We start from the raw sequence: 25,626 nt of genomic DNA on the forward strand, positions 1-25,626 counted from the left end.
GCGGCTTAGGTCTGAGGTTGGCGAAGTCAGGATCACTGCACGCCGGAGTAATGCTCAAGCGATGCCGATCTCTTCCTTGAACTGCTCCATGAAACCCTTCAGACGCTGATGGCGGATCTGCGCCAGACGCTGGCCGGCGGCAGTCTGGAAACCGTCGGCGAGGTGCAGCAGTTTGGTCTGGAAGTGATCGAGGCAAAAACGTTTGTCGTCATAGTCGCGCTGTTTCGCTTCGGGATCCTGCGGGTCGTACAGCGCCGAGCCCATACGCCCGGCGATGTAGAAGGTACGGGCGACGCCGAGCATGCCGAGTGAGTCGAGGCGATCGGCGTCCTGGACGATTTTCGCTTCAAGGCTGCGCGGAGTGATGTTGGCGGAGAAACTGTGGGCTTCGATGGCGTGGGCGACGGCGGTGATTTTTTCTTCGGGCCAGTTCAGATCGGCCAGCACTGCCGAAGCTTTATCTGCCGCCAGCCGCGAAGCCTGCGAACGCAGCGGTGAATTCTTCTCGACGGCCACGCAATCGTGCAAGAGCACGGCGGCCAACAGCACCTCAAGATCACCGCCTTCTTCTTCATGCAACGTACGCACGTTGTGCCAGACGCGCTGCAAGTGGGCGAGGTCGTGGGCGCCGTCGTCGGACGGCTCCAATGCGTGCGGCAGCAACTCTGCTGCCAGTGCCGCCACGGGTGTGAAAAACTCACGCTTCATAAGCATCCTTTCAGATTGTCGAAGTCCCCTGTGTAGGAGCGAGCCTGCTCGCGAATGCTGTCTGTCAATCAACAATTCAGGTGACTGAAAGGACGCCTTCGCGAGCAGGCTCGCTCCCACAGGGAACTGCAATGTTTGCAACAGTGCGCAGGGTAGTGTGTGTTTTGCCATGTGACGAGCGCCGCTCACCACCTTAGTATGGCGTTTTCCTTTTCCGACAAGGCCCGTCCATGACGATCGAAATCCGCCCGGCGACCCCCAGCGATGCCCCGCAAATCCTCGCCTTCATTACTGAACTCGCCGATTTCGAAAAGGCCCGCCACGAAGTCATCGCCAGCGTTGCCGACATCGAGCGCAGCCTGTTCGGCGAAGGCGCCACCGCCCATGGCCTGATCTGCCTGCGCGACGGCGTGCCGATCGGTTTCGCGGTGTTCTTCTTCAGTTATTCGACCTGGCTCGGCAGCAACTGCCTGTACCTCGAAGACCTCTACATCACGCCGGAGCAACGCGGCGGCGGTGCTGGCAAAACCTTGTTGCGCCACCTGGCGAAAATCGCCTGCGACAACGACTGCGGTCGCTTCGAATGGAGCGTGCTCGACTGGAACACGCCGGCCATCGATTTCTACAAGTCCCTTGGCGCACAACCTCAGGAAGAGTGGGTGCGCTACCGCATGGATGGCCAGGTCCTGCGTGAGTTTGCCGAGGGCTGACCACAATGATGGCAATCCGGCAGTAATTCGATTGTCGCCAGCGCTCTAGTCCGGCATTCTACGCGCCATTTTTGCGCGCTCACGGACGACACCTGCAATGCCTCTGGCACAACTTCTCCACGCCCGTGGAGCCTTCGCCGCGTCAACGAGTGACCGGCGATGAGCGGACTACGGGTGTCAATGCGTCTGTATGGCCTGGTGAAAAACTCAGGCTCGAGCGACAACCCCCAGCGCCAGCCGGTCGACATTCTGTGCATGACAAACCGCACGGGCGGCAGCGCCATTCGTGCGTTCGTGTCACGCCTCGATGCCGAGTTGATGACGCGCAGTGCCGGGCTCGCCGATTACCGCGTGATACCGCTGTGCACCTTCGATCCGACGGCGTTTATCGACGCTCATCAAGGCTGGCTGACACTGCACGTCTGTTGCGGTTTCGTCGCCCCTGCCGGGCATTCGCTGCTCAAGGACGGCGGGTTGATGCCGATGGGCTGGTACGTCTATTCCGATATCGGCCAGTGGACGGCCCAGCATCATCTCGACCTCGGCGCACAAATGGCCGAACTGCTGCAATCGACTTACGAGCGTAATCACCTGCGCAACTACAACGCCTGGCTCAACGAACTCGACGATGCGACGCCGGCCGAACTGGCCTGGCAAACCGACGAAGCCTGGCGACACCTGCAAACCGCCGCATCACCCGACAGCCGTGAGCATTGCCACGCCCTGTTCGACCCCGTCGACAACCGCTGGCGCTTCGCCGCGACCGACATCGATATTCATCAGCCGCACCCGGAACCCCTGAAGCAAGGAGCTTTGAATTGAGTGGTAAACCCGCTGCACGCGTCACCGACCCGACCGCCTGCCCATTGCCGGGCCATGGCACCAACCCGATTGTTTCCGGCTCGCCCGACGTCTTCTTCGACGGCCTCGCCGCCGCGCGCATGACCGATAAATCGGCGTGTGGCAGCCCGATTACCGGAGCCGTTTCCGGCACCGTTTTTATCAACGGCTTGAATGCCGCCACGCTCGACAGCACCGGAGGCCATGGCAATGTCGTGGTTGGTGGTTCGGGGACTGTGATCATTGGGCAGAGTGGTGGAGGGGCGGCGTTTAGTGGGCTGTTGCCGATGCCGGTGCATTTTACGGACAGGTTGCAAGTGGTTAACGAGGCGACTGGCGAGCCTATCCCCGATCATCCGTATGCGATCCAGCGAGGTGATGGGCGCATAGAACATGGCATCACCAATGAGCAGGGCTTTACCCATATGGTGAGTTCTCACTTGGCTGAAACTATTAAATTGTTTGTAGAGTGATCGAAATGGAAGTCGAAAATCCTGCACTCAGAGACTGCAAAACTGAAGTGGCTGGACATGAGTTGACCTGCAAGACTGACCAGAGCGTCAAGCAAGTTACTGTCAAAGTGAAAAAGGTAGCCGTTTTCTTTATTGGCGGTGCTGGGGATAAAGAGGAGTATTATCAGAATGAACCTCCTCATCATAACGTGCAAAATGCGTGGAATCAGTTGTCGAACAGACTGTCTCCGGAACAAAAACTCGACGTTAATTTACCTTATATAAGCTATAAGGATGTTCGCGGTGAGAAGGATATCGAGAAGTATGTAATACGCCCGTTAAAAGGGGATAAGACGGTTTATCTTGTGATTGTTGGTCATAGCCTTGGGGGGTGGAATGGTGCACATTTGACCTCGATTTTGAAAGAACGAGGTTATACAGTCAAGATGTTGGTAACACTCGATCCTGTTGGCGGTGGTACAGGTGTATGGATGTTTTCTGATATTTATTTCACGACGCCAAAGCCCGCGGCAGATTACTGGATCAATGTATTGGCATCCCCGAAGGAAAAAGACGATTCAGATACTGTTGCCAGCTTGGGAGAGCGTTGGATCATGACGTCTGGCCCGGATATAAATGAGGCGATCATTGCGAATCATCGGCAGGCAGGCATGCTTTTCGGCTCCAAACTTCAAGGTGGAAAGTCTGCGTGCGATATAGTTTATGAACGAGTGACTCAATATTTGGAATCGAAAAAATGATACGACTATTTATTGTGCTGACGATGCTTCTATGTAGTTCTTGTGCCAAGCGGCCGATTCTTCCTGATACCGAGATTGAATTCATTTCTGTCGCTACAGGGGGCGATAGTTTGTCTTGGAGTGTTCGCTTTAGTTCGAAGACCGATGTGTTGAATTTTTTTAAGGATGCGACGGGAGAAACACAGTTGGGTGAAACATTGTTTTGCTCTCTGGATAAAGAGCTTGAATTTGAAAGCTCCGATAAATTGACTAATTATTTTGTTGGTAATCTTGTTGAGGTTGACGCCGATAAGTCTGGTTTAGACCATATTTATACGTCTAGATTGTCCGCAGTGAGAAAGGAGGATGAGGGCGTTTCAAATGTTTTCATGAGCGCGGAAGAACTGCTGGCATTATTAAATGAACGTAACGCCGTCTCTTGCAGAGTGTTTACCTCAGCTTACTCATTCGGGGGATACTATTCGAAGTCAATGCTGATTCCAGCAACTGACCTCGTACACGTCATTGAACAGCAGCGCGTGCAATGATTGCTTTATCCCATAATGTGGGATGCAAAATTACATATTGAGATTTCCCGTCTGAGAGGTCTATAGTCCGTCGCACTCACTGCCAAAAACAAAACAGGTGAAGCGATGCTGGCGCAATTGATCGCGCTCGACTGGGGGACGACCTCATTACGTGCTTACAAACTCGCGGCGGGTGGTGTGGTGCTGGAGCAGCGCGCGCTGTCGTCCGGGATCATGCAACTGCCCAAGACGCCGCGAGTCATCAACGGTCGCGAATGCGCCGATGGTTTTGAACTGGCGTTCGACGAGGCGTGCGGTGACTGGCTCGATGCGCAGCCTCATCTGCCGGTGATTGCCTGCGGCATGGTCGGCAGTGCGCAGGGCTGGCGTGAAGCGGCCTACTGCGAGACGCCGGCGAACGTCGCCAATCTCGGAAGCTCCCTACAAACAGTTGTCAGTCTGCGCGGCACGGTCGTGCATATCGTGCCGGGTGTGATTCAGCGTTCGCGCCTGCCGAACGTGATGCGTGGCGAAGAAACCCAAGTGCTCGGTGTGCTGCAGAATCTGCCGATTGAGGCAGGTGCCGATCTGTTGATCGGTCTGCCGGGCAGTCACTCGAAATGGGTCGACGTCGTCGATGGCTGCATTACCCATTTCGATACGTTCATGACCGGCGAAGTGTTCGCCGTGCTCAGCGAACACAGCATTCTCGGCCGAACCCTGAAGCAAGGCGCGACGTTCGATGCTCTGGCGTTTGACCGCGGTGTGCAGGTTGCGCAGTCGGCAGATGGTGAACTGGGCGTGCTGTCGACCTTATTCAGTGCCCGTACCTTGGGCCTGACCGGCGAACTCAGCCCGACCGCGCAGGCGGATTATCTGTCCGGCCTGATGATCGGCCATGAATTGGCCGCGCTCGCCATCGTTCAGCGGCGTCGCCGCAACACCCCGAATCTTCCTTCGATCATCCTCATCGGCAACGCGCAACTCTGTGCGCGCTACAGCCGCGCCCTCGACGCCTGTGGCTTCAGCAACGTGACGCTGGCCGAACAGGCCACCGAGCGTGGTCTGTGGCAACTGGCGCTGGCCGCCGGGCTGATCGATTCCTCATCCCGTTAACCCTGACTGGAGGCCTGACATGCTCAAGCAAGCATTGGCGCAAAACGGTCTGATCGCGATTCTGCGTGGCCTGCATCCGCAGGAAGCTGCCGCTGTCGGAGAAGTCCTGTATGCAGCCGGATTTCGCGTCATCGAAGTACCGCTCAATTCCCCTTCGCCGTACGAAAGTATCCGCATCCTGCGCACGACCTTGCCCGCCGATTGCCTGATCGGTGCCGGTACGGTGTTGACCCCGGAACAGGTCGCGTTGGTGAAAGAGGCCGGCGGCCAAGTGATTGTGATGCCGCACAGCGACGCCAAGGTCTTGCGCGCGGCAAAAGCGGCGGGGCTGTTCCTGTCGCCGGGCGTTGCCACACCGACGGAAGCGTTCGCGGCGCTGGAGGAGGGCGCGGACATTCTCAAGCTGTTCCCGGCCGAGCAGATGGGCCCGGCCGTCGTCAAAGCCTGGCTCGCGGTGTTGCCGGCCGGCACGGTGCTGGCGCCGGTCGGCGGCATCACACCGGACAACATGCAGGCGTTTATCGACGCTGGCGTGAAAGGTTTCGGTCTCGGTTCCGGCCTGTTCAAACCGGGCATGACGGCGGAGCAAGTGGCGGTGAATGCCAAGGCCTACGTGGCCGCGTGGAAGGCCCTTCGCTAAGACTTTTTGGCGCTGCGTGCGCTGCATCTATAAGAGAGACAAAAAGATGAAAATCACCAAACTCACCACCTTCATCGTCCCGCCGCGCTGGTGCTTTCTCAAGGTCGAAACCGACGAGGGCGTGACCGGTTGGGGCGAGCCTGTGGTCGAAGGCCGCGCACACACCGTTGCCGCTGCCGTCGAAGAATTGTCCGACTACTTGATCGGCAAAGACCCACGCAATATCGAAGACATCTGGACCGTCCTGTATCGCGGCGGCTTCTACCGCGGCGGCGCGATTCACATGAGTGCGCTGGCCGGTATCGATCAGGCACTGTGGGACATCAAGGGCAAGGCCCTCGGGGTGTCGGTGAGTGATCTGCTCGGCGGCCAGGTGCGCGACAAGATTCGCGTGTATTCGTGGATCGGCGGCGACCGACCGGCCGATACCGCGCGTGCGGCGAAAGAGGCGGTGAGCCGTGGTTTTACTGCGGTGAAAATGAACGGCACCGAAGAACTGCAATTCCTCGATACCTTCGAGAAAGTCGATCTGGCGCTGGCCAACGTCGCTGCCGTGCGTGACGCGGTCGGGCCGAACGTCGGCATCGGCGTCGACTTCCATGGCCGCGTGCACAAGCCGATGGCCAAGGTGCTGATGAAGGAACTCGATCCGTACAAACTGATGTTTATCGAAGAGCCGGTGCTCAGCGAAAACTATGAAGCGTTGAAAGAGCTGGCGCCGTTGACCAGCACACCGATTGCCCTCGGCGAGCGACTGTTCTCGCGTTGGGACTTTAAACGCGTGTTGAGCGAAGGCTACGTCGACATCATCCAGCCGGATGCTTCGCACGCCGGTGGCATCACCGAAACCCGCAAGATCGCCAACATGGCCGAAGCCTACGACGTGGCGCTCGCACTGCATTGCCCGCTGGGGCCGATTGCACTGGCGGCGTGTTTACAACTGGACGCGGCTTGTTACAACGCGTTTATCCAGGAGCAGAGCCTCGGTATCCATTACAACGAGAGCAACGATTTGCTCGATTACGTGAAAGATCCGCGGGTGTTCGATTACGACAAAGGTTTTGTGAAGATTCCGAACGGGCCGGGGTTGGGTATCGAGATCAACGAGGAATACGTGATCGAGCGCGCAGCCGTCGGCCACCGCTGGCGCAACCCGATCTGGCGCCATGCCGATGGCAGCTTTGCCGAGTGGTGAGTCCTGCCTGACACACCACAAAACCCTGTGAGATCGTTCCCACGCTCTGCGTGGGAATGCCTCAATGGACGCTCTGCGTCCGCTTTTGGGACGCAGAGCGTCCCGGGCTGCATTCCCACGCGGAGCGTGGGAACGATCAGGCCTCAGGCCGACCTCAATAAACATAAAAAGAGGCTCTCCCCATACAACCGCAAACCCTCATCGGGCAGGCGTCTTTAGTCGCGCCCAGCCGCAAGCGGTTTTTTATCATGGTGTTGCTGTTTATCACCGTGGTCATCAACTACCTCGACCGCAGTAACCTGTCGATTGCTGCGCCGGCGCTGACCAGTGAGCTGGGCATCGACCCGATTCACGTCGGCCTGATCTTCTCTGCGTTCGGCTGGACTTACGCCGCCATGCAGATCCCCGGCGGCTGGCTGGTCGATCGCGTGCCGCCACGGATTCTTTACAGCGTCGCTTTGTTGTTGTGGTCTGTGGCTACGGTGATGCTCGGTTTCGCTGCGAGTTTCATCGCGTTGTTTGTATTGCGCATGGCGGTCGGTGCGCTGGAAGCGCCGGCGTATCCGATCAACAGCCGCGTGGTCACGACGTGGTTCCCCGAGCGTGAACGCGCCACGGCGATTGGTTTTTACACGTCGGGGCAGTTCGTCGGCCTGGCATTCCTGACCCCGGTACTGGCCTGGCTGCAACACGAATTCGGCTGGCACATGGTCTTCGTCGCGACCGGCGCGGTGGGCATCATTTGGGCGGCGATCTGGTACGCGGTGTATCGCGAGCCACGGGATTTCAAAGGCGCGAACGAGGCGGAAATCGACCTGATCCGCGAGGGCGGTGGTCTGGTCGATATTCAGCAAGAGTCGGCCAAGGTCAAAGCCAAGTTCAGCTGGACCGATCTGGGCATCGTCCTGACCAAGCGCAAGTTGTGGGGCATCTACCTCGGCCAGTTTTGCCTGAACTCGACGCTGTGGTTTTTCCTCACCTGGTTCCCGACTTATCTGGTGAAGTATCGTGGCATGGACTTCATCAAGTCCGGCCTGTTGGCGTCGCTGCCGTTTCTCGCCGCGTTTATTGGTGTGTTGTGTTCGGGGTTCTTTTCCGACTTCCTGATCCGTCGCGGCTACACCGTCGGTTTCGCGCGCAAGTTGCCGATCATTGGCGGGCTGCTGATTTCCACCTCGATCATCGGTGCCAACTTCGTTGAATCGACGCCGCTGGTGATTGCCTTTCTGGCGTTGGCGTTCTTCGGCAATGGTCTGGCCTCGATCACCTGGTCGCTGGTGTCGACGTTGGCGCCGGCGCGTTTGCTCGGGCTGACCGGCGGGGTGTTCAACTTCATCGGCAACCTGTCGGCGATCGCCACGCCGATCGTTATCGGCTTCCTCGCCAGCGGCGATTCGTTCGCGCCAGCAATCACCTATATCGCGGTTCTCGCATTGATCGGTGCTTTGTCCTACGTGCTGCTGGTCGGCAAGGTCGAGCGTATCGAGTTGTAGTGGTCTGCGTCGGGCGACCATAATGCCGCCCGTTCCCTCGCTCAACGGTAAAGGCTGGATATGCAGGAAGACGCTCCGGAAAAAACCAAGGACGCCGCGCCCACCGGCACGCAGACGCTGTTGCGTGGCTTGGGTGTGGTGCAAGCGGTGGCCAGTGGCGCCCGCGATCTCAAGGAGATTGCCCGGCTGATCGGCACCACGCGCAGCACCACCCATCGTCTGGCCAGTTGCCTGGTCGACGAGCGCTACCTGCGCGTGGTGCCGCAAGTCGGTTACCTGCTCGGGCCGAAGCTGATCGAGCTGGGTTTTCAGGCGCGCGAAGAGTTGCCGCTGGTGACCCTGGCCGGGCCGTATCTGGACGAGTTGTCGGCGCTGACCGGCGACACCGTGCATTTGGGCATTCGTGAAGGCGACGAGGTGCTGTATCTGCTGAAGAATCCGGGCCGCAATGGTCCGGAAATGCGTTCGCGGGTCGGCCATCGCATGCCGTTGGCGCGCACCGGGATTGGCAAGGCGTTGATGCTCGATGACTCGCCGAAAGATTGGCAGCGTCTGTACGACATCAGCCTGCCGGCGGGTGGGAAAAGTCAGTTCTGGCCGCAGCATCCCCAGCAGTCGTGGGAACAGCTTGAGCAGCGCATGACCGAGTACGTTGCCGGTGGCTACGCCTTCGATCTGGAGGACAACGAACCGTCGATCCGCTGCGTGGCGGCGCCGATTCGCGATGCGAGCAAGGGCATTGTCGCGGCGATCAGTATCGCCAGCACCGTGCCGTACATGCCGCTGGAAAAAATGGCCGAGCTGATTCCCCTGATCAAAGGGGTCACAGCCCGGCTCTCGGCAGAGCTTGGCCTGAAGGTTTAAACCTTGAGCGTCGCCATGTCGATGACGAAACGGTACTTCACGTCGCCGGCGATCATGCGCGCGTAAGCCTCGTTGATCTGGCGGATGTCGAGCATTTCGATATCGCAGGTGATGTTGTGCTCGGCGCAGAAATCCAGCACTTCCTGGGTTTCGGCGACGCCTCCGATCAACGAGCCGGCCAGTACACGGCGGCTCATTACCAGTTTGCCGGCGTGTACCGGTGGATCGATCGGCTCGATCAGACCGACCAGAATGTGCACGCCGTCGAAGCGCAGGGTGTCGAGGTACGGGTTGAGATCGTGCTGCACCGGAATGGTGTCGAGCAGGAAGTCGAAGTAACCGGCAGCGGCTTTCATCTGCTCGGCGTCGGTGGAAACGATCACATGATCGGCACCCTGACGGCGGCCTTCTTCAGCCTTGCTCGCCGAGCGCGTGAACAGCGTGACTTCGGCGCCCATGGCCTTGGCGAACTTGATGCCCATGTGGCCCAGACCGCCCATGCCGAGAATCCCGACCTTGTCGCCAGCCTTGACGCCATAGTGCTTGAGCGGCGAGTAGGTGGTGATGCCGGCGCAGAGAATCGGTGCGGCGCTGGCGAGGGCCAGTTTTTCCGGGATGCGCACGACGAAGTGTTCGCTGACGACGATGCTGTCGGAATAACCGCCCATGGTGTTGCTGCCGTCGACCCGATCCGGAGTCGCGTAGGTCATGGTCGGACCTTCGAGGCAATATTGCTCAAGGTTCGACTGGCAGGCTTCGCAAGTGCGGCACGAGTCGACCATGCAGCCGACGCCGACCAGATCGCCTACTTTGTGCTGGGTGACATTCGCACCGATCGCGGTGACTTTTCCGACGATCTCGTGGCCGGGCATCAACGGGTAAACGGCGATACCCCATTCGTTGCGCGCCTGGTGGATGTCGGAGTGGCAGACGCCGCAGTAAAGGATTTCGATCGCGACGTCATCGGCGCGCGGGCTGCGACGTTCGAACTTCATCGGGGCGAGGGGAGTGGTGGCCGATTGGGCGGCATAACCGATGGCGGTATACATGTGAAACCTCGCAAAAGCAGGAACAAGTGAGGCGGCGCATTTTGGGCGTCGACTGACCGGTCGGCCATGACGATTTCTCCGGGTCTCATGCCTAATCCTCCGGCATGCGGGTTTGATCGGTCGCATTGGCAAAAGGATCTGCGATGATGCTTTCATCCCTTATTTTCGTGATTTTTTGTGAAGAGCAATTCGATGCAATTGACCCGTCATCTTGATGCCAATGCGCGGCTGGTTTCGCTGATCGAACCGCTGGCGCTGCGCGATGGTTATTCCCCGACCGGGTTGCCCGGTGTGCAAGTGTTGCGCGCCAGTTGTGACGTCGCCCGCGGCCCGCACATTTATGAACCGAGCCTGATGATCATCGCCCAGGGCAGCAAACTGGCGTTTCTCGGGCCGCGCACAATGGAATATGGCGCCGGGCATTATCTGATTCAGGCGCTGCCGGTGCCATTCGAATGCGAGACCTTTGCCTTGCCGGATGCGCCGTTGCTCGGCGTGTCGGTGGCGATTGATCGGGTGTTGCTCGGTGAGCTGGTGCTGGCCATGGGGCTGGCGCCGGGCCGGCATATTCCGGCGCAGACGCCGGAGTCGATGACCTCGGTGGTGCTCGACGATGACATGCGTGGCTGTGTCGAGCGCTTGCTCAGTTGCCTGCACGATCCGCTGGAATGCCAGATTCTCGGGCCGGCGCGGGTGCGCGAGTTGTTGTTCGTGGCGTTGCGCGGGCCGCAGGCCGATGTGTTGCGCGCGCTGGTCGAACAGCAGGGGCAGTTCGCGCGGGTGGCGGCGTCGATCAGTCATCTGCACGCGCATTACACCGAACCGTTGAATGTCGAGACCCTGGCCGGTTGCGCGAACATGAGCGTGTCGACGTTTCATGAGCATTTCAAGCGCAGCACGTTGTTGTCGCCGGTGCAGTATCTGAAGCGTTTGCGCTTGTTGAAGGCGCAGACGTTGTTGGTCGCCGAAGGCTTGGGTGTGGCGCAGGTGGCGCATCGGGTGGGGTATCAGAGTACGTCGCAGTTCAGCCGCGAGTACAAGCGCTACTTTGAGCGTAGTCCTGGAGACGAGCGCGCTGCCTGATCCGACGAAGATCCCTTGTGGGAGCGAGCCTGCTCGCGAAGGCGCTGTATCAATCGACATCATCTTTATATGACACACCGCTTTCGCGAGCAGGCTCGCTCCCACAGTTGTTTTGTGGTGTCAGAGGAATTGCGGGCAACAAAAAAGGCCCCCAAATCGGGAGCCTTGTTGTTCAGCGCTTCGACTTACATGTTCGGATAAGTCGGGCCACCAGCGCCTTCCGGCGTGACCCAGGTGATGTTCTGCGAAGGGTCCTTGATGTCACAGGTCTTGCAGTGCACGCAGTTCTGGGCGTTGATCTGGAAGCGCTTCTCGCCGTCTTCCTTGGTGATCACTTCGTACACGCCGGCCGGGCAGTAGCGCTGCGCCGGCTCGTCGTACAGCGGCAGGTTCTTGCTGATCGGGATGCTCGGGTCGGTCAGCTTGAGGTGGCAAGGCTGTTCTTCTTCGTGGTTGGTACCGGAGATGAACACCGAGCTGAGCTTGTCAAAGCTGAGTTTGCCGTCCGGCTTCGGATAGTCGATCTTCTTGCAGTCGGCCGCGAGCTTGAGGCAAGCGTAATCCGGCTTGGTGTCGTGCAGAGTGAACGGCAGTTTGCCGCCGAAGATGTTCTGATCGAGCCAGTTGAAACCGCCGCCGACGATGGCGCCGAACTTGTGGATTGCCGGGCCGAAGTTACGGCTGGCGAACAGTTCGTCGTAGAGCCAGCTCTTCTTGAACGCGTCCACATAAGTGGTCAGTTCTTCAGTGCCGTCCTTCTCCGCGAACAACGCGTCAGCTACCGATTCAGCGGCGAGCATGCCCGACTTCATCGCGGTGTGGCTGCCTTTGATCTTGGCGAAGTTCAGGGTGCCGAGGTCGCAACCGATCAGCGCGCCGCCCTTGAAGACCATTTTCGGCAGCGAGTTCAGGCCACCTTTGCAGATCGCGCGAGCGCCGTAGCTGATGCGCTTGCCGCCTTCGAGGTACTGCGCCAGCACCGGGTGATGCTTGAGGCGCTGGAACTCGTCGAACGGCGACAGGTAAGTGTTGCTGTAGGAAAGATCGACGATCAGGCCGACTACGACCTGGTTGTTTTCCAGGTGATAGAGGAACGAGCCACCGGTGTTCTCGGTGCCCATGATGTCCAGCGGCCAGCCGGCGGTGTGTACCACCAGACCTGGCTGGTGTTTGGCCGGGTCGATTTCCCAGATTTCTTTCAGGCCGATGCCGTAGTGCTGGGCGTCGGCATCGCTGTCGAGGTTGTAGCGCTTGATCAGTTGCTTGCCGATGTGGCCACGGCAGCCTTCGGCGAACAGCGTGTATTTGCCACGCAGTTCCATGCCCGGGGTGTACAGGCCTTCTTTCGGGTTGCCTTCGCGGTCGACGCCGAGATCACCGGTGATGATCCCGCGAACCACGCCTTGCTCGTCGATCAGCGCTTCCTGGGCGGCGAAGCCCGGGTAGATTTCTACGCCAAGGTTCTCGGCCTGTTGGGCGAGCCAGCGGCACAGGTTACCGAGGGAAATAATGTAGTTGCCTTCGTTGTGCATGGTCTTGGGCACAAAGAAGTCTGGAATCTTCTGCGCGCTTTCGGCGTTTTTCAGCACGAAAATATCGTCGCGGGTCACTGGTGTGTTCAGCGGGGCGCCGAGTTCTTTCCAGTCCGGGAACAGTTCGTTCAGAGCGCGTGGTTCGAACACGGCACCGGACAGGATGTGTGCGCCGACTTCGGAGCCTTTTTCGACCACGCAGACGCTGATTTCCTTACCGGCTTCGGCGGCCTTCTGCTTCAGACGGCAGGCGGCGGACAGGCCAGCGGGGCCGGCACCGACGATGACCACGTCGAATTCCATGTATTCGCGTTCCACAGGCTATCTCCTACTCAAGGCTCAACAGTTTTTTTTCTAATTTGGAGGTTTGATGTCGCATCCGCTATTCCTTTACGTTAACGTCAAGGGGAATATTGGAGAACAGACCTTTCTCTCTAGGCGGCGCATTATATCTACACCACTCCGAGCGTCCAATACAAACGTTTGTTTGAATCGGCTCCAGCCCAGAGAAATCAAAGAAGCGCGGCTTATGAATGGTCATTTTGCTGTATTGACCGGAATAGGCGTTCCGGTCAAGATACGGGCGGTTTTGCGCTCGTCGTAGGCAGACTGGCGGTTTCAAGAGCACGTCTAAAGACAGGGCAGAGGTGGTTGAGAGTGATGCGCAGCGCAGTCTGGCGCGCAGTTTACACAGCGTGAGGATCAATGACTTGTCGGTCACCACTGACGAACGGTCGCACCCCTCAAGGCCGTGCAATTACCTCGCACCCCGGTCGGCGTTTTTAGAGGTGCCCTTTTAGCCTGATGAGCATCAACCGCCAGGTTCGCCTAGGCGACTTTCTTTTCACCGGAGAGTAACGAGGAATCCATGAAGGTTCTTGTAGCTGTCAAACGCGTTGTGGATTACAACGTCAAGGTTCGCGTCAAGGCGGACAATTCCGGCGTCGATCTCGCCAACGTCAAGATGTCGATGAACCCGTTCTGCGAAATCGCAGTGGAAGAAGCCGTACGCCTGAAAGAGAAAGGTGTTGCGACTGAAATCGTCGTCGTCTCCATCGGCCCGACCACCGCTCAGGAGCAGCTGCGTACCGCACTGGCTCTGGGTGCCGACCGTGCCATCCTCGTCGAATCCGCTGAAGATCTGACCTCGCTCGCCGTGGCCAAGCTGCTCAAGGCTGTGGTCGACAAGGAACAGCCGCAGCTGGTGATCCTCGGCAAGCAGGCCATCGACAGCGACAACAACCAGACCGGCCAGATGCTCGCTGCATTGAGCGGCTACGGTCAGGGCACGTTCGCGTCGAAAGTCGAAGTCTCGGGCGACAGCGTTGCCGTGACTCGCGAAATCGACGGCGGCGCGCAGACTGTTTCCCTGAAACTGCCTGCAATCGTCACCACCGACCTGCGTTTGAACGAGCCGCGTTATGCGTCCCTGCCAAACATCATGAAAGCCAAGAAGAAGCCTCTCGAAGTGCTGACTCCGGACGCTTTGGGCGTTTCCACCGCCTCCACCAACAAGACCCTGAAAGTCGAAGCGCCGGCTGCACGCAGCGCAGGCATCAAGGTCAAGTCGGTGGCTGAACTGGTCGAGAAACTGAAAAACGAAGCGAAGGTAATCTAAAAATGACTATCTTGGTAATCGCTGAACACGACAACAAAGTGCTGGCCCCGGCCACACTGAACACCGTGGCTGCTGCTGCCAAAATCGGCGGCGACATTCACGTTCTGGTTGCAGGTCAGGGCGCTGGCGCCGTGGCTGAAGCCGCTGCGAAAATCGCTGGCGTGAGCAAAGTATTGAATGCTGACAACGCGGCTTACGCGCATCAGCTGCCGGAAAACGTTGCTCCGCTGGTAGCTGAGCTGGGCGCTGGCTACAGCCACATCCTGGCTGCCGCTACCTCCAACGGCAAAAACATCCTGCCGCGCGTTGCTGCGCAGCTGGACGTTGACCAGATCTCCGAGATCATCTCGGTCGAAAGCGCTGATACCTTCAAGCGTCCGATCTACGCCGGTAACGCCATCGCTACCGTACAGTCGACCGCTGCAATCAAAGTGATCACCGTGCGTGCCACCGGTTTCGACCCGGTTGCCGCTGAAGGTGGTTCGGCTGCTGTTGAAGCCGTCGGCGCTGCACACGACGCGGGCACTTCGAGCTTCGTTGGCGAAGAACTGGCCAAGTCCGATCGTCCGGAACTGACCGCTGCCAAGATCGTCGTTTCCGGCGGCCGCGGCATGCAGAATGGCGACAACTTCAAACACCTGTACGCCCTGGCCGACAAGCTGGGTGCTGCCGTCGGTGCTTCGCGCGCTGCGGTCGACGCAGGTTTCGTACCCAACGACATGCAGGTCGGTCAGACCGGCAAGATCGTTGCGCCGCAGCTGTACATCGCCGTCGGTATCTCCGGCGCGATCCAGCATCTGGCCGGTATGAAAGACTCCAAAGTGATCGTTGCGATCAACAAGGACGAAGAAGCGCCGATCTTCCAGGTGGCCGATTACGGTCTCGTGGCGGATCTGTTCGAAGCCGTCCCTGAGCTGGAGAAGCTGGTCTAATCCAGCGGCTTCACTTATAAAGAGCCCGACCTTTTGGTCGGGCTTTTTTTTGTCTTGGATTTGAGTGGGAGCGTGTTGCCATGGATCTGCGTTGCGGATGGTTGTTGGGATTGGCCCTGTTGCCGGGGCTGGTGATGGCCGCCGGAAAATGCGAGCGCCTCGTCGTCACCGGCAGCCCGGATGCACCGCCGTATCTGTGGCAGGACCCGCAGAATCCCAAGCAGTTGATCGGCGCCAGCGCCGACCTGTTGCAACAAGTGGCCAAGGATCTCGGCATCAAGGTCGAGTTGCTCTACGCCGGCAAACGCTCGCAAGCCCTCGACGAAGTGCGCAGTGGGCGCATGGACATGCTGGCCGATGCGCCGCTGACCTTCACTGAGTTGGAAAACCTCGACTACATCCATCCGCCATTGCTGGAAAACGACTATCTGGTGTGGACACGCAAAGGCTCGACGCTGGTCTACGGCGAAGCCAAAGACCTGCATGGCCACGCCGGCGCGTTGTCGGAAAAGTCTCGAATCACCCAGGCATTCGGCACTTTCGCCGAGCAGAATCTGACCCTGACCCGGACAGCCAACCTCACTCAAGCCTTTCAGAAACTGCTCCTCGGTGAAGTGGAATATGTACTCGCCGGCCGTTACTCAGGCATGGCCGCCGCGCAGGCATTGGGCATGGCCAATGACCTGCTGGCGTTCGAGCAACCCATCGACCGCCCGGGGCTGTTTCTCGCGGTTTCCCATAACTCGGCGTGCAACGATCCGTGGTTGCGCGGACAGTTGGCCAAAAAGATGACAGAATTGCCCGCGTCCGGACTGACGGAAACCGCGCTGCAACGCAATATCGAGCGCTGGAAGGCGCAGCAGCAACAGCCGCAACCACCTGTCAGTGCCCCAAAACAGTAGGGATTCTTAGTGAGTATTCGACCTCTTTTCGCGGCTGTGGCCGTTCTGGCTCTGGCCGGTTGCGCGACCGATCCGGCACCCATCGAACAAATGCGCCTGACCGAGCAAGCCATCACCCAGGCCAAGGCTGTTGGCGCTACTGCCGACGAAGTGCCGGAAATGAAACTGGCCGAAACCAAATACAACCGCGCCAAAGGCAACATGGCTGACGAGTCCTACCGGAATGCGCGCATGCGTTCCGAGCAGGCGGAACTGGATGCACGTCTGGCCGAAGCCAAAGTGCTGACGCAAAAAAGTGAAGAGCAGGTGAATGTGCTCAATACCCGCATCGTCCGACTGCGCAAGCAACTGGGAGATGCCCAATGAGCTTCAAGTCGAAAGTTCTCGGCGGTTTGATTCTCGCCGGTTGTGCCAGCCTGTACGGCTGCGCCGGTCAACACAGCGAATCCGCGCTGCAAGAAGCCAGCGCTGACTTCCAGAAGGTCAAGGAAGACTCCAACGTGCTGCGCATCGCGCCGAAAGACGTGATCCGCGCCGGTGAGTCGCTGGCCCGTGCCGATCGCCTGTCGACCTACTGGGGCAGCGGATCAGACGTGGTGCATTACGCCTACCTGAGCCAGCGCTACAGTGAAATCGCCCGCGAGCACACCAATCAGGTGCTCAACGAAGAGCGCGCGGCCAAGCTCGAACTGGAACGTCAGCGCCTGCAACTGGCCCTGCGTGAATCGAAACTGTTGAGCGTGCAGCAGCAGGGCAAATGGCTCGAAGAGCAGATCGTCGCACTGGCCACCACGCAGACTGATCGCGGTCTGGTTATGACCCTCGGCGATGTGTTGTTCGACACCGGTGAAGCGGAGCTGAAAAACTCGGCCAACCGCGTCGTGCTGAAGATTGTGCAGTTCCTGCAACTGAACCCGAAACGCGTGGTGCGCATCGAGGGCTACACCGACAGCACCGGCGGCAAACAGGAAAACCTCAAACTGTCCCGTGACCGCGCACAATCGGTGGCGGACGTGCTGATGGACCTGGGCATCGACGACAAACGCATTCAGGTCGAAGGCTACGGCGACGAGTATCCGGTGGACGCCAACGCTTCCGAGCGCGGGCGGGCACAGAACCGTCGGGTTGAAATCGTCTTCTCCGACGAAAAAGGCCAGCTCGGCGCCGCCCGTTAAGGGTTGCGTCTCTGGAAAGCCCGGGCTGTCATGCAGTGCCGGGCTTTTTTACGTCTGTCGAATGGCCCACAAATCAGTACAGTCAGGGGCAGACACCGCACTGTATGGTCGAGTAATGTGGCAACTGTCCCAGTACACTTCTAAACTGTTCCGGTATTGTTTCACACAAGAATAAAATGCCCGTGAAATCGAGTGCTGCGTCATGACCAATCTCTTGCTCTACCAACGTATTGCTCAGCAACTGGCCGAAGACATCCGCCGTGGTGTCTATCAACCGGGGGAGCGCGTGCCTTCGGTGCGCAAGATGAGTTCGCAGCTCAACGTCAGCCATGCAACGGTGTTGCAGGCCTACGCCAATCTCGAAGATCAGGGCTTGATTCGGGCGCGCCCGCAGTCCGGTTATTACGTGCATCAGACCCCCGCGCTGACTGCGCCGACGCCGGACATTGCCCGGGTCGAGCGGCCGGGGCTGGTCACTCGCAGCAGCATCATTCAACAGGTGCTGGTCGAATCTCGTCGTGAAGGTGTGTTCCCGTTGGGCGCTGCGGTGCCAAGTGTCGATTACTTGCCGGTGCGCGCACTGCATCAGCAACTGGCCAAGGTCACCCGCTTCCATAGCCCGCGCGCCTTCAGCTACATGTTCAGCCCCGGTTTTGAACCGCTGCGCCGCCAGGTAGCGATCCGTATGCGCGATGCTGGTGTGGTGGTCGATCCGTCGGAAGTGGTGATCACCCACGGTTGCGTCGATGCCCTGCAGATGTCGTTGCGTGTGCTGACCCGGCCGGGCGATCTGATCGCCGCTGAGTCGCCGACGTATTACGGTCTGCTGCAACTGGCTGACCTGCTCGGCCTGAAAGTCATCGAGATCCCCAGCGATCCCGCCACCGGCATGAGCCTCGAAGCCCTGCAACTGGCGGCCAACCAATGGTCGATCAAAGCGCTGGTGCTGACCACGCGGCTGAGCAATCCGCTGGGCGGCACCATGCCCGAAGAACGGCAGAAACAGTTGCTGCGCCTGGCCTCGGACTTCGATATCCAGATCGTCGAAGACGATATCTATGGCGAACTGATGTTCGAGCAAGGCAAAACCAAAGCGCTCAAGGCCTATGACCGGTTGGATCGGGTGATCTACTGTTCGAGCTTCTCCAAAACCTTGTCACCCGGCGTACGCATCGGCTGGATGATCGCTGGCAAGTACCAGCAGGAAATCCAGCGCTTGCAGACTTTCAGCACCCATTCGGCGTGCAGCGTGACGCAGATGGCGATTGCCGCTTATCTGGAAAACGGTGGTTATGACCGGCATTTACGGTACATCCGCCAGGAATACCGGAAAAACCTCAGCGCCTTCCAGTTAGCAGTGCAGCAGTACTTCCCCGAAGGCACGCAAATGACCCGGCCCACGGGCGGTTTCATCCTTTGGGTGAGTCTGCCGGGCAGGGTCAATACACAAGAATTGCATGTGCGTGCGTTGCAGCAGGGCATCAGCATCGCGCCGGGGCTGATCTTCAGTAATACCGAGCAGTTCAACCACTGTATCCGCCTGAACTGCGGGATTCCGTGGAACCGCGAGGCGGAGCGGGCGTTGATGACCCTTGGGTTGCTGGCGACGCAACTGTGTCAGGAAACCGCTGGCGGATTCTGAACGAGCGGTGGGTGATGCTTGTCTTGTGGCGTTCAACAAGCGAGCATATGGCCCTCTGCCGTTAGCGTCGTTGGGTTCATGAAAGCGATTTTTCCTGCTGCTTGGGTGTTGCTGGGTTTGCTGATGATCGGTCATGCGCCTGGCGTCGTGGCCGCTGCAGTTCAGGAAAAACCGGCTGCGACGAGTCCCGCTAAAAAAGCCACGGCTGCGCAGAAGGCAGCTCCCGCGAAGAAACCTCAACAAAAAGTCATCAAGAAGCGCAAGCCAGTCGCCTCGAAATCGAAACCCGCCAGTGAAGTGGTAAAAACCAGGTTGCCGTCGGCCAAACTCGATTTGAGCCTGCCCAAGGACATGGTCGAGGAATTGAAGCCCCAGGGCACGGTTGAAATGCCCAAGCGCGAGCCGATCCTGCCGCAGATGTTTGGCGAGAAAAACAACGGATTCCAGCTCAACGGCCGCTTGCTCAGCAACGAAATGCAGTTGCAACTGCGCAATGAAGAGCGTCGCGAAGTCGAAGGTGCGGCGCTGGATTTCGAATTCAAGCAGTAAATTCAGGTCATCTGTGACCCGCAGACCAGACGCTTTGTCGGAGACTGGTCAGTCATGTTCAGTAATCGGCAGAAACCCCGGTTCAGGGAATTTAAAACAGCCGTTTTAGCGGTTACTCTGTTCCCCGTCCTTTTTACACATCGCCCGTCGCGAGGAAACGTTCGTCATGAAATGCCGTGAAGGCTGTGGCGCTTGCTGCATTGCCCCTTCCATCAGTTCGCCGATTCCCGGCATGCCTGATGGCAAACCTGCCGGCGAACGTTGCGTGCAGCTCTCGGTCGAAAACCTCTGCAGCATTTTCGGCCGTCCGGAGCGCCCGGCAGTCTGTTCCGGCTTCGCGGCGGATGTCGAAGTCTGTGGTAGCAGTTCGGAAGAAGCGATCAGGTTGATAGGCTGGTGGGAGCAGATGACGGCGGCGTGATGTGTCAAACGAACGGAACTTCAACAATAAGGAATAAGACTATGGGTTCGCTGCATCGTATCGCTGTGTTGTGTGGTTTGACCGCTGTGCTGGCCACGTCCGTCGCTCAGGCTGAAGACTGGAAAGTCGCCAAGAACGAGGACGGCATCAAGGTTTCCCTTAGTGAAGTGCCGGGTTCGGACTACAAGTCCTACCAGGGCGTTGCGCTGATGAAAACCACCGTTGCCAAACTGCGCGCACTGCAGGAAGACGTCTCCGGCGCCTGCGCCTGGATTCACGAGTGCAAGACCCAGAAACTGCTCAAGCACGAAGGCGACAAGAGCTGGACCTATAGCCAGTTCAATACGCCTTGGCCGGTAACTCCGCGTGACTCGGTGATCGAAGTCACCACCGTCGAAGGCGCCGACGGCAGTCTGACCCGCAACCTCAAAGGTCTGCCGACGTACGTTCCTGAAGAAAAAGGCTTTGTCCGCGTGCAGCAGGTCAAAGGCTTCTGGAAGTTCGTACCGAAGGGCGACCAGGTTGAAGTCACTTATCAGGTGCACACCGAACCAGGTGGCAGCGTGCCGGCGATGGTTGCCAACAAGTTCGTTGTTGATGCGCCGTTCAATACCTTGAAAGCTCTGAAAGAACGCGCCGAGAAGTAAAGTCGCGTGTACAGGCAAACGCCCCGATCGATTCGGGGCGTTTTGTTTTGTATCTATATTGTGTTTCCAGATATGCGTTGCACGAAATTTTCACAAAGTGTTCCCGACAATCCGCCCGCGCTGTTTGCCCGCTGTTGTAAATGAAAGTCTCTGGCGGCGGGGCAGTAATCAATGGCAATGGTGCGGGTGATCGTGCAACATTTGCGCACTGCGCAAGCCCCGGGGTCGGGAATGACCAATAGAGGGCATGGCGCCGCTGTATTTTTGCAACTTCAACTTCCAATGGGTCCTAAAACGACATGGCAAACCCGGACGCCCTGAATCAGCAGCGATCTTCTGCTCGCCTGCTGCAACCGACCGTCAAATCGCATCTGGCCTACACGCTGCTGTGTGCACTGGTCATGATGGTGATGTTTTCCGTGCTGCGCCTCGCGCTGCTGGTCTACAACCGCGAGATGATCCTCGACACCCCGGCTTCGACCTTCCTCGAAGCCTTCGCCAACGGCCTGCGTTTCGACCTGCGCCTGGTGGTTTACCTGTGCATTCCGCTGGTGCTGGCGCTGTTCAGTGCCCGCGCCATGGCTGCGCGCGGCTTCTTCCGTCTGTGGCTGACGGTCGCGTCGAGCATTGCGCTGTTCCTCGGCCTGATGGAGATGGACTTCTACCGTGAGTTCCACCAGCGCCTCAATGGTCTGGTGTTCCAGTACGTGAAAGAAGACCCGAAGACCGTGATGAGCATGCTCTGGTACGGTTTCCCGGTGGTGCGCTACTTGCTGGCGTGGGCCATTGGCACCGTCATCCTGACGCTGGCGTTCAAAGGCGCCGACCGTGCCACCCGTCCGCGCGGGCCTTTCAGCGGCGGCAGCGTCAGCAGCCGTCAGGTCGCGCCGTGGTACACCCGCCTGGCTGTATTCGTGGTCTGCCTGCTGATCTGCGTGGTCGCCGCTCGCGGCACTCTGCGTCAGGGCCCGCCAATGCGTTGGGGTGACGTCTACACCACTGATTCCAACTTCGCCAACCAGCTCGGCCTCAACGCCACGCTGTCGCTGATCGAGGCCGCCAAGTCGCGCATGGGCGAGGATCGCGACAACATCTGGAAAGCCACGTTGCCGCAAGAGCAGGCGCAGAAAGTCGTGCGCGACATGCTGCTGATGCCTGACGACAAACTGGTCGATGCCGATATTGCCGCCGTGCGCCGTGATTACACGCCGCCGGCCGACAAGACCCTGCCGATCAAGAACGTCGTGGTGATCCTGATGGAAAGCATGGCCGGTCACTCGGTCGGTGCATTGGGCGCGCCAGGCAACATCACGCCATACCTGGACAAACTGTCGAAGGAAGGCCTGCTGTTCGACCGCTTCTTCTCCAACGGGACGCACACCCACCAGGGCATGTTCGCGACCATGGCCTGCTTCCCCAACCTGCCAGGTTTCGAATACCTGATGCAGACCCCGGAAGGCAGCCACAAGCTGTCCGGCCTGCCGCAGGTGCTCAGCGCCCGTGACTACGACGACGTGTACGTCTACAACGGCGACTTCGCCTGGGACAACCAGTCGGGCTTCTTCAGCAACCAGGGCATGACCAACTTCGTTGGCCGTAACGACTTCGTCAACCCGGTGTTCTCCGATCCGACCTGGGGCGTGTCCGACCAGGACATGTTCGACCGTGGTCTGCAGGAGCTGAAAGCACGCGAAAACGGCAAGCCGTTCTATGCGCTGCTGCAAACCCTGTCCAACCACACGCCATACGCCTTGCCGACGCCGTTGCCGGTCGAGCGCGTAACCGATCGTGGCTCGCTCAACGAGCACCTGACCGCCATGCGCTACTCCGACTGGGCGCTGGGTCAGTTCTTCGAGAAGGCGCGCAAAGAGCCGTACTTCAAGGAAACCCTGTTCGTCATCGTCGGTGACCACGGTTTTGGCAACGAGCGCCAGATTACCGAAATGGACCTGGGCCGCTTCAACGTGCCGATGCTGATGATTGCGCCGGGCATTCAGGAGAAGTTCGGTACCCGTGACCACACTGTCGGCACGCAGATCGACATCGTGCCGACCATCATGGGCCGTCTGGGCGGCGAAGTGCGCCATCAGTGCTGGGGCCGTGACTTGCTCAACCTGCCGGAAGGCGACACCGGTTTCGGTGTGATCAAACCGTCGGGCAGTGAGCAGACCACCGCTATCGTTACGGCCGACCAGATTCTGGTGTTGCCGAGAGACAAAGACATGGGGCCGAAGATGTGGCAGTACCAGTTGGGTGCCAACCCGCACGCCGAAGTCGTTCCGAATGCACCGCGCACCGCCGAGTTGAAACTCAAGCTGGAAGCGTTCCTGCAAACGGCGACCAAAAGCCTGATGGATAACACCGCTGGCGTCATTCACGGCAAGCCGGATTGATCGCTTGCCGACAATAAAATCCGCGCAATAAAAAAGAGGCCCTGAACAGGGCCTCTTTTTTTTGCGCTTGAATCGTTATATCCGACCGAGTAACAGCAGGACCAACAGCACCACCAACACCACGCCGATAATGCCCGATGGACCGTAACCCCAACTTCTGGAGTGCGGGAAGACCGGCAGACCACCGATCAGCAACAGGATCAGGATAATGATTAGAATTGTGCCCATGTCGATTTCCTTGTTGATAGTGTTCGAGAAGTCTTGGTATTCAAGGGCGACTGGAGAATAAGTAATTCCAGACGGCTTACAAATTCCGACCGGTGCGCGTGAAAGAAAATTCAATGTTTTTTTAATGTATTTGGATTGCTCGATTATTTCCTTTGCAGCGAAAAGATCGCAGCCTCGTTTCACTCGACAGCTCCTACACGAATCCAAGTAGGAGCTGCCGAAGGCTGCGATCTTTTGATCTTGCATTCAGCAACTTGATGGAGCGTGGGCGCGCGCCGATCCTTCGCTACACTCGGCGCATCTTCCCCGGAACAACAAGGCTGTGTGCTATGCAAAATCGCATGATGATCACTGGTGCGGGCTCGGGCCTGGGTCGCGAAATCGCGCTGCGCTGGGCGCGTGAAGGCTGGCAACTGGCCTTGTCCGATGTCAGCGAACCCGGCCTGCAGGAAACCCTGAAAATGGTCCGCGAGGCGGGCGGTGACGGTTTCACTCAGCGCTGCGATGTGCGTGATTACAGCCAGCTCACCGCATTCGCCCAAGCCTGCGAAGAGAAGCTGGGTGGCATCGACATCATCGTCAACAACGCCGGTGTTGCGTCGGGCGGTTTCTTCAGCGAGCTGTCGCTGGAAGACTGGGACTGGCAGATCGCGATCAACCTGATGGGCGTGGTCAAGGGCTGCAAAGCGTTTCTGCCGCTACTTGAGCAAAGCAAAGGCAAAATCATCAACATCGCCTCCATGGCCGCACTGATGCAAGGCCCGGCGATGAGTAATTACAACGTGGCCAAGGCTGGCGTGGTGGCGCTTTCGGAAAGTCTGTTGATTGAACTGGCACAACAGGAAGTCGGCGTGCATGTGGTTTGTCCGTCATTCTTCCAGACCAATCTGCTCGACTCTTTCCGTGGCCCGACGCCGGCGATGAAAGCGCAGGTCGGCAAGTTGCTGGAAAGTTCGCCGATCACCGCGGCGGATATCGCCGACTACATCTATCAGCAAGTAGCGGCCGGCGAATTCATGATCCTGCCCCACGAACAAGGTCGCATGGCCTGGGCAATCAAGCAGAAGAACCCACAACTGCTCTACAACGAAATGACTTCCATGGCGGAAAAAATGCGCGCGAAAGCCAAACAGAACAACGGCTGACCTTGCCCGTTGTCGGCGGCGTCGTTAGGGTGGCCGCAATGGTCACCCTGTCGAGACGCATCAATGCTCAATTACTTATGGTTCTTCCTCGCGGCGCTGTTTGAAATCGCCGGTTGTTTCGCCTTCTTCATGTGGCTGCGTCAGGGCAAAAGTGCGTTGTGGGTGATTCCTGCGCTGCTCAGTCTGACCCTGTTTGCCTTGTTACTGACCCGTGTCGAAGCCAACTACGCCGGGCGTGCCTATGCCGCATATGGCGGGATCTACATCGTTGCGTCGATTGGCTGGCTGATGGTAGTCGAGCGCGTTCGCCCATTGGGTTCGGACTGGATCGGTGTGGCGTTGTGCGTGATCGGCGCCAGCGTGATTCTGTTCGGGCCGCGGTTTTCTGCGGCCTGATGGTTTTGTGGGAATCGTCTGACAGCTCCAAGCGAGAAGGGGTGTAAGGTAAAACTGATTTGCTCGGCGCGCATTGTAGAGCCACGGCAAGCCGCGCATCTTCAGGGTTCGCTAACCCTGAAGGACGAATCTCATGCTTGTACTCAGCCGTGTCGTTGGTGAGTTGATTTCAATCGGTGACGACATCACCTTGCGCGTTCTGTCAGTGAACGGTTCCAGCGTGCGTTTTGGCGTCGAGGCGCCACAGAAGGTCAACGTGCACCGCGCCGAGGTCTATGACCGGATCAAGCGCAAGCAGGCCACCGAAAAGCTCCGCTGAGACGTTCAGTCGAACAGATGCTTGGGCACATCGTGCTTGAGCATCAACTGGCACTGCTCGCTTTCCGGGTCGAAGACGATCAGCGCCTGGCCTTTGGTCAGTGCCTGACGCACGCGCAGCACGCGAGTTTCCAGCGGCGTGTCATCGCCATTGTCAGTGCCGTCGCGGGTGACGAAATCTTCGATGAGGCGGGTGAGGGTGTCGACTTCAAGAGCGTCGTAGGGAATGAGCATGGGCACCTCGGCTGAATCAATGGCGGGATGCTACGGCGATTGCGGGTTGGCTGCCAGTTTTGTGTTGCCTGTACTGA

The 25,626-nt window shown here is 58.6% G+C and carries 29 protein-coding genes; 24 read left to right on the forward strand and 5 right to left on the reverse strand.

From position 1 onward, the window contains the following. Positions 1–54: 54 nt before the first annotated feature. The gene (locus ACOYXJ_RS17555) at positions 55–708 is read right to left on the reverse strand and encodes an HD domain-containing protein (protein WP_460370712.1); all 654 of its coding nucleotides are present in this window, start codon (positions 706–708) and stop codon (positions 55–57) included. Positions 709–938: 230 nt separating this feature from the next. On the opposite strand from ACOYXJ_RS17555, the gene ACOYXJ_RS17560 reads away from it, so the two are divergent. The 10 genes from ACOYXJ_RS17560 (at position 939) to ACOYXJ_RS17605 (ending at position 9,285) form a co-directional block, all read left to right on the forward strand. After that, positions 939–1,418 (forward strand): GNAT family N-acetyltransferase, encoded by a 480-nt coding sequence (locus ACOYXJ_RS17560; protein ID WP_102900012.1) that lies wholly within the window; start codon positions 939–941, stop codon positions 1,416–1,418. A 159-nt stretch (positions 1,419–1,577) separates the two neighbouring features. Next, complete coding sequence (locus ACOYXJ_RS17565; protein ID WP_460370714.1) at positions 1,578–2,240, forward strand: hypothetical protein; 663 nt, start codon at positions 1,578–1,580, stop codon at positions 2,238–2,240. Next, positions 2,237–2,731 (forward strand): PAAR domain-containing protein, encoded by a 495-nt coding sequence (locus ACOYXJ_RS17570; RefSeq protein ID WP_150793067.1) that lies wholly within the window; start codon positions 2,237–2,239, stop codon positions 2,729–2,731. The genes ACOYXJ_RS17565 and ACOYXJ_RS17570 overlap by 4 nt, the downstream gene beginning before the upstream one ends. A gap of 5 nt (positions 2,732–2,736) precedes the next feature. Continuing rightward, positions 2,737–3,471, forward strand: a complete 735-nt coding sequence (locus ACOYXJ_RS17575) for an alpha/beta hydrolase family protein (protein WP_150706520.1) — start codon at positions 2,737–2,739, stop codon at positions 3,469–3,471. Continuing rightward, the gene (locus ACOYXJ_RS17580) at positions 3,468–3,998 is read left to right on the forward strand and encodes a hypothetical protein (RefSeq protein WP_134176393.1); all 531 of its coding nucleotides are present in this window, start codon (positions 3,468–3,470) and stop codon (positions 3,996–3,998) included. Before ACOYXJ_RS17575 ends, ACOYXJ_RS17580 begins: the two co-directional genes overlap by 4 nt. 105 nt (positions 3,999–4,103) lie before the next feature. Beyond that, on the forward strand, positions 4,104–5,093 hold the full coding sequence (locus tag ACOYXJ_RS17585; RefSeq protein ID WP_460370717.1) for a 2-dehydro-3-deoxygalactonokinase: 990 nt from the start codon (positions 4,104–4,106) through the stop codon (positions 5,091–5,093). A gap of 19 nt (positions 5,094–5,112) precedes the next feature. Next, positions 5,113–5,733, forward strand: a complete 621-nt coding sequence (locus ACOYXJ_RS17590) for a 2-dehydro-3-deoxy-6-phosphogalactonate aldolase (RefSeq protein WP_150706517.1) — start codon at positions 5,113–5,115, stop codon at positions 5,731–5,733. A gap of 46 nt (positions 5,734–5,779) precedes the next feature. Continuing rightward, positions 5,780–6,928 (forward strand): galactonate dehydratase, encoded by a 1,149-nt coding sequence (gene dgoD / locus ACOYXJ_RS17595; RefSeq protein ID WP_007908327.1) that lies wholly within the window; start codon positions 5,780–5,782, stop codon positions 6,926–6,928. A gap of 182 nt (positions 6,929–7,110) precedes the next feature. Then, positions 7,111–8,421: an MFS transporter gene (locus ACOYXJ_RS17600; RefSeq protein ID WP_460372974.1), complete on the forward strand. Its 1,311-nt coding sequence runs from the start codon at positions 7,111–7,113 to the stop codon at positions 8,419–8,421. A 60-nt stretch (positions 8,422–8,481) separates the two neighbouring features. Beyond that, on the forward strand, positions 8,482–9,285 hold the full coding sequence (locus ACOYXJ_RS17605; protein ID WP_034155326.1) for an IclR family transcriptional regulator: 804 nt from the start codon (positions 8,482–8,484) through the stop codon (positions 9,283–9,285). Here ACOYXJ_RS17605 and ACOYXJ_RS17610 read toward each other — a convergent pair. After that, positions 9,282–10,334, reverse strand: coding sequence for an NAD(P)-dependent alcohol dehydrogenase (locus ACOYXJ_RS17610; RefSeq protein WP_007908332.1), 1,053 nt, complete (start codon positions 10,332–10,334; stop codon positions 9,282–9,284). The two genes, ACOYXJ_RS17605 and ACOYXJ_RS17610, sit on opposite strands and share 4 nt — an antisense overlap. A 192-nt stretch (positions 10,335–10,526) precedes the next feature. On the opposite strand from ACOYXJ_RS17610, the gene ACOYXJ_RS17615 reads away from it, so the two are divergent. After that, complete coding sequence (locus ACOYXJ_RS17615) at positions 10,527–11,417, forward strand: AraC family transcriptional regulator (protein WP_008085522.1); 891 nt, start codon at positions 10,527–10,529, stop codon at positions 11,415–11,417. A gap of 185 nt (positions 11,418–11,602) precedes the next feature. Here ACOYXJ_RS17615 and ACOYXJ_RS17620 read toward each other — a convergent pair whose 3' ends face one another. Then, entirely contained in the window at positions 11,603–13,267 is a 1,665-nt protein-coding gene (locus ACOYXJ_RS17620; protein ID WP_038364428.1) for an electron transfer flavoprotein-ubiquinone oxidoreductase, read from the reverse strand. A 550-nt stretch (positions 13,268–13,817) separates the two neighbouring features. Here ACOYXJ_RS17620 and ACOYXJ_RS17625 point away from each other — a divergent pair. The 10 genes from ACOYXJ_RS17625 (at position 13,818) to ACOYXJ_RS17670 (ending at position 23,228) form a co-directional block, all read left to right on the forward strand. Continuing rightward, positions 13,818–14,567 carry an electron transfer flavoprotein subunit beta/FixA family protein gene (locus ACOYXJ_RS17625; protein WP_007908338.1) on the forward strand — a complete coding sequence of 250 codons (750 nt, stop codon included), beginning with the start codon at positions 13,818–13,820 and terminating at the stop codon, positions 14,565–14,567. Between the two features lie 2 nt (positions 14,568–14,569). Next, on the forward strand, positions 14,570–15,499 hold the full coding sequence (locus ACOYXJ_RS17630; protein ID WP_007908340.1) for an electron transfer flavoprotein subunit alpha/FixB family protein: 930 nt from the start codon (positions 14,570–14,572) through the stop codon (positions 15,497–15,499). Between the two features lie 80 nt (positions 15,500–15,579). Continuing rightward, positions 15,580–16,401, forward strand: a complete 822-nt coding sequence (locus ACOYXJ_RS17635; RefSeq protein ID WP_460370721.1) for a substrate-binding periplasmic protein — start codon at positions 15,580–15,582, stop codon at positions 16,399–16,401. Positions 16,402–16,410: 9 nt separating this feature from the next. Then, positions 16,411–16,767: a DUF4398 domain-containing protein gene (locus ACOYXJ_RS17640; protein WP_038364424.1), complete on the forward strand. Its 357-nt coding sequence runs from the start codon at positions 16,411–16,413 to the stop codon at positions 16,765–16,767. Then, positions 16,764–17,576: an OmpA family protein gene (locus ACOYXJ_RS17645; protein WP_095120547.1), complete on the forward strand. Its 813-nt coding sequence runs from the start codon at positions 16,764–16,766 to the stop codon at positions 17,574–17,576. The genes ACOYXJ_RS17640 and ACOYXJ_RS17645 overlap by 4 nt, the downstream gene beginning before the upstream one ends. A gap of 202 nt (positions 17,577–17,778) precedes the next feature. Further along, positions 17,779–19,218 (forward strand): aminotransferase-like domain-containing protein, encoded by a 1,440-nt coding sequence (locus ACOYXJ_RS17650; RefSeq protein WP_016985994.1) that lies wholly within the window; start codon positions 17,779–17,781, stop codon positions 19,216–19,218. A 78-nt stretch (positions 19,219–19,296) separates the two neighbouring features. Then, positions 19,297–19,767, forward strand: a complete 471-nt coding sequence (locus ACOYXJ_RS17655; protein ID WP_150793061.1) for a translation initiation factor 2 — start codon at positions 19,297–19,299, stop codon at positions 19,765–19,767. Positions 19,768–19,933: 166 nt separating this feature from the next. After that, positions 19,934–20,188: a YkgJ family cysteine cluster protein gene (locus ACOYXJ_RS17660; protein WP_007908349.1), complete on the forward strand. Its 255-nt coding sequence runs from the start codon at positions 19,934–19,936 to the stop codon at positions 20,186–20,188. 41 nt (positions 20,189–20,229) lie between these two features. Beyond that, positions 20,230–20,835, forward strand: a complete 606-nt coding sequence (locus ACOYXJ_RS17665; protein ID WP_038364418.1) for an START domain-containing protein — start codon at positions 20,230–20,232, stop codon at positions 20,833–20,835. A 299-nt stretch (positions 20,836–21,134) separates the two neighbouring features. Continuing rightward, positions 21,135–23,228 (forward strand): LTA synthase family protein, encoded by a 2,094-nt coding sequence (locus tag ACOYXJ_RS17670; RefSeq protein WP_102899998.1) that lies wholly within the window; start codon positions 21,135–21,137, stop codon positions 23,226–23,228. A 75-nt stretch (positions 23,229–23,303) separates the two neighbouring features. Here ACOYXJ_RS17670 and ACOYXJ_RS17675 read toward each other — a convergent pair whose 3' ends face one another. Further along, positions 23,304–23,462 (reverse strand): DUF3309 family protein, encoded by a 159-nt coding sequence (locus tag ACOYXJ_RS17675; protein WP_169432680.1) that lies wholly within the window; start codon positions 23,460–23,462, stop codon positions 23,304–23,306. A 323-nt stretch (positions 23,463–23,785) separates the two neighbouring features. On the opposite strand from ACOYXJ_RS17675, the gene ACOYXJ_RS17680 reads away from it, so the two are divergent. From ACOYXJ_RS17680 to csrA, 3 genes are all read left to right on the forward strand, one after another. After that, on the forward strand, positions 23,786–24,601 hold the full coding sequence (locus ACOYXJ_RS17680; protein ID WP_095120542.1) for an SDR family oxidoreductase: 816 nt from the start codon (positions 23,786–23,788) through the stop codon (positions 24,599–24,601). Between the two features lie 63 nt (positions 24,602–24,664). After that, positions 24,665–24,997, forward strand: coding sequence for a YnfA family protein (locus ACOYXJ_RS17685; protein WP_008088571.1), 333 nt, complete (start codon positions 24,665–24,667; stop codon positions 24,995–24,997). A gap of 133 nt (positions 24,998–25,130) precedes the next feature. Beyond that, positions 25,131–25,316: a carbon storage regulator CsrA gene (csrA, locus tag ACOYXJ_RS17690; RefSeq protein WP_095120541.1), complete on the forward strand. Its 186-nt coding sequence runs from the start codon at positions 25,131–25,133 to the stop codon at positions 25,314–25,316. Between the two features lie 5 nt (positions 25,317–25,321). Here csrA and ACOYXJ_RS17695 read toward each other — a convergent pair whose 3' ends face one another. Further along, the gene (locus ACOYXJ_RS17695; RefSeq protein ID WP_003192759.1) at positions 25,322–25,549 is read right to left on the reverse strand and encodes a YheU family protein; all 228 of its coding nucleotides are present in this window, start codon (positions 25,547–25,549) and stop codon (positions 25,322–25,324) included. Positions 25,550–25,626: the final 77 nt, after the last annotated feature.

The sequence above is a fragment of the Pseudomonas sp. Tul2A7 genome, from assembly GCF_054790505.1.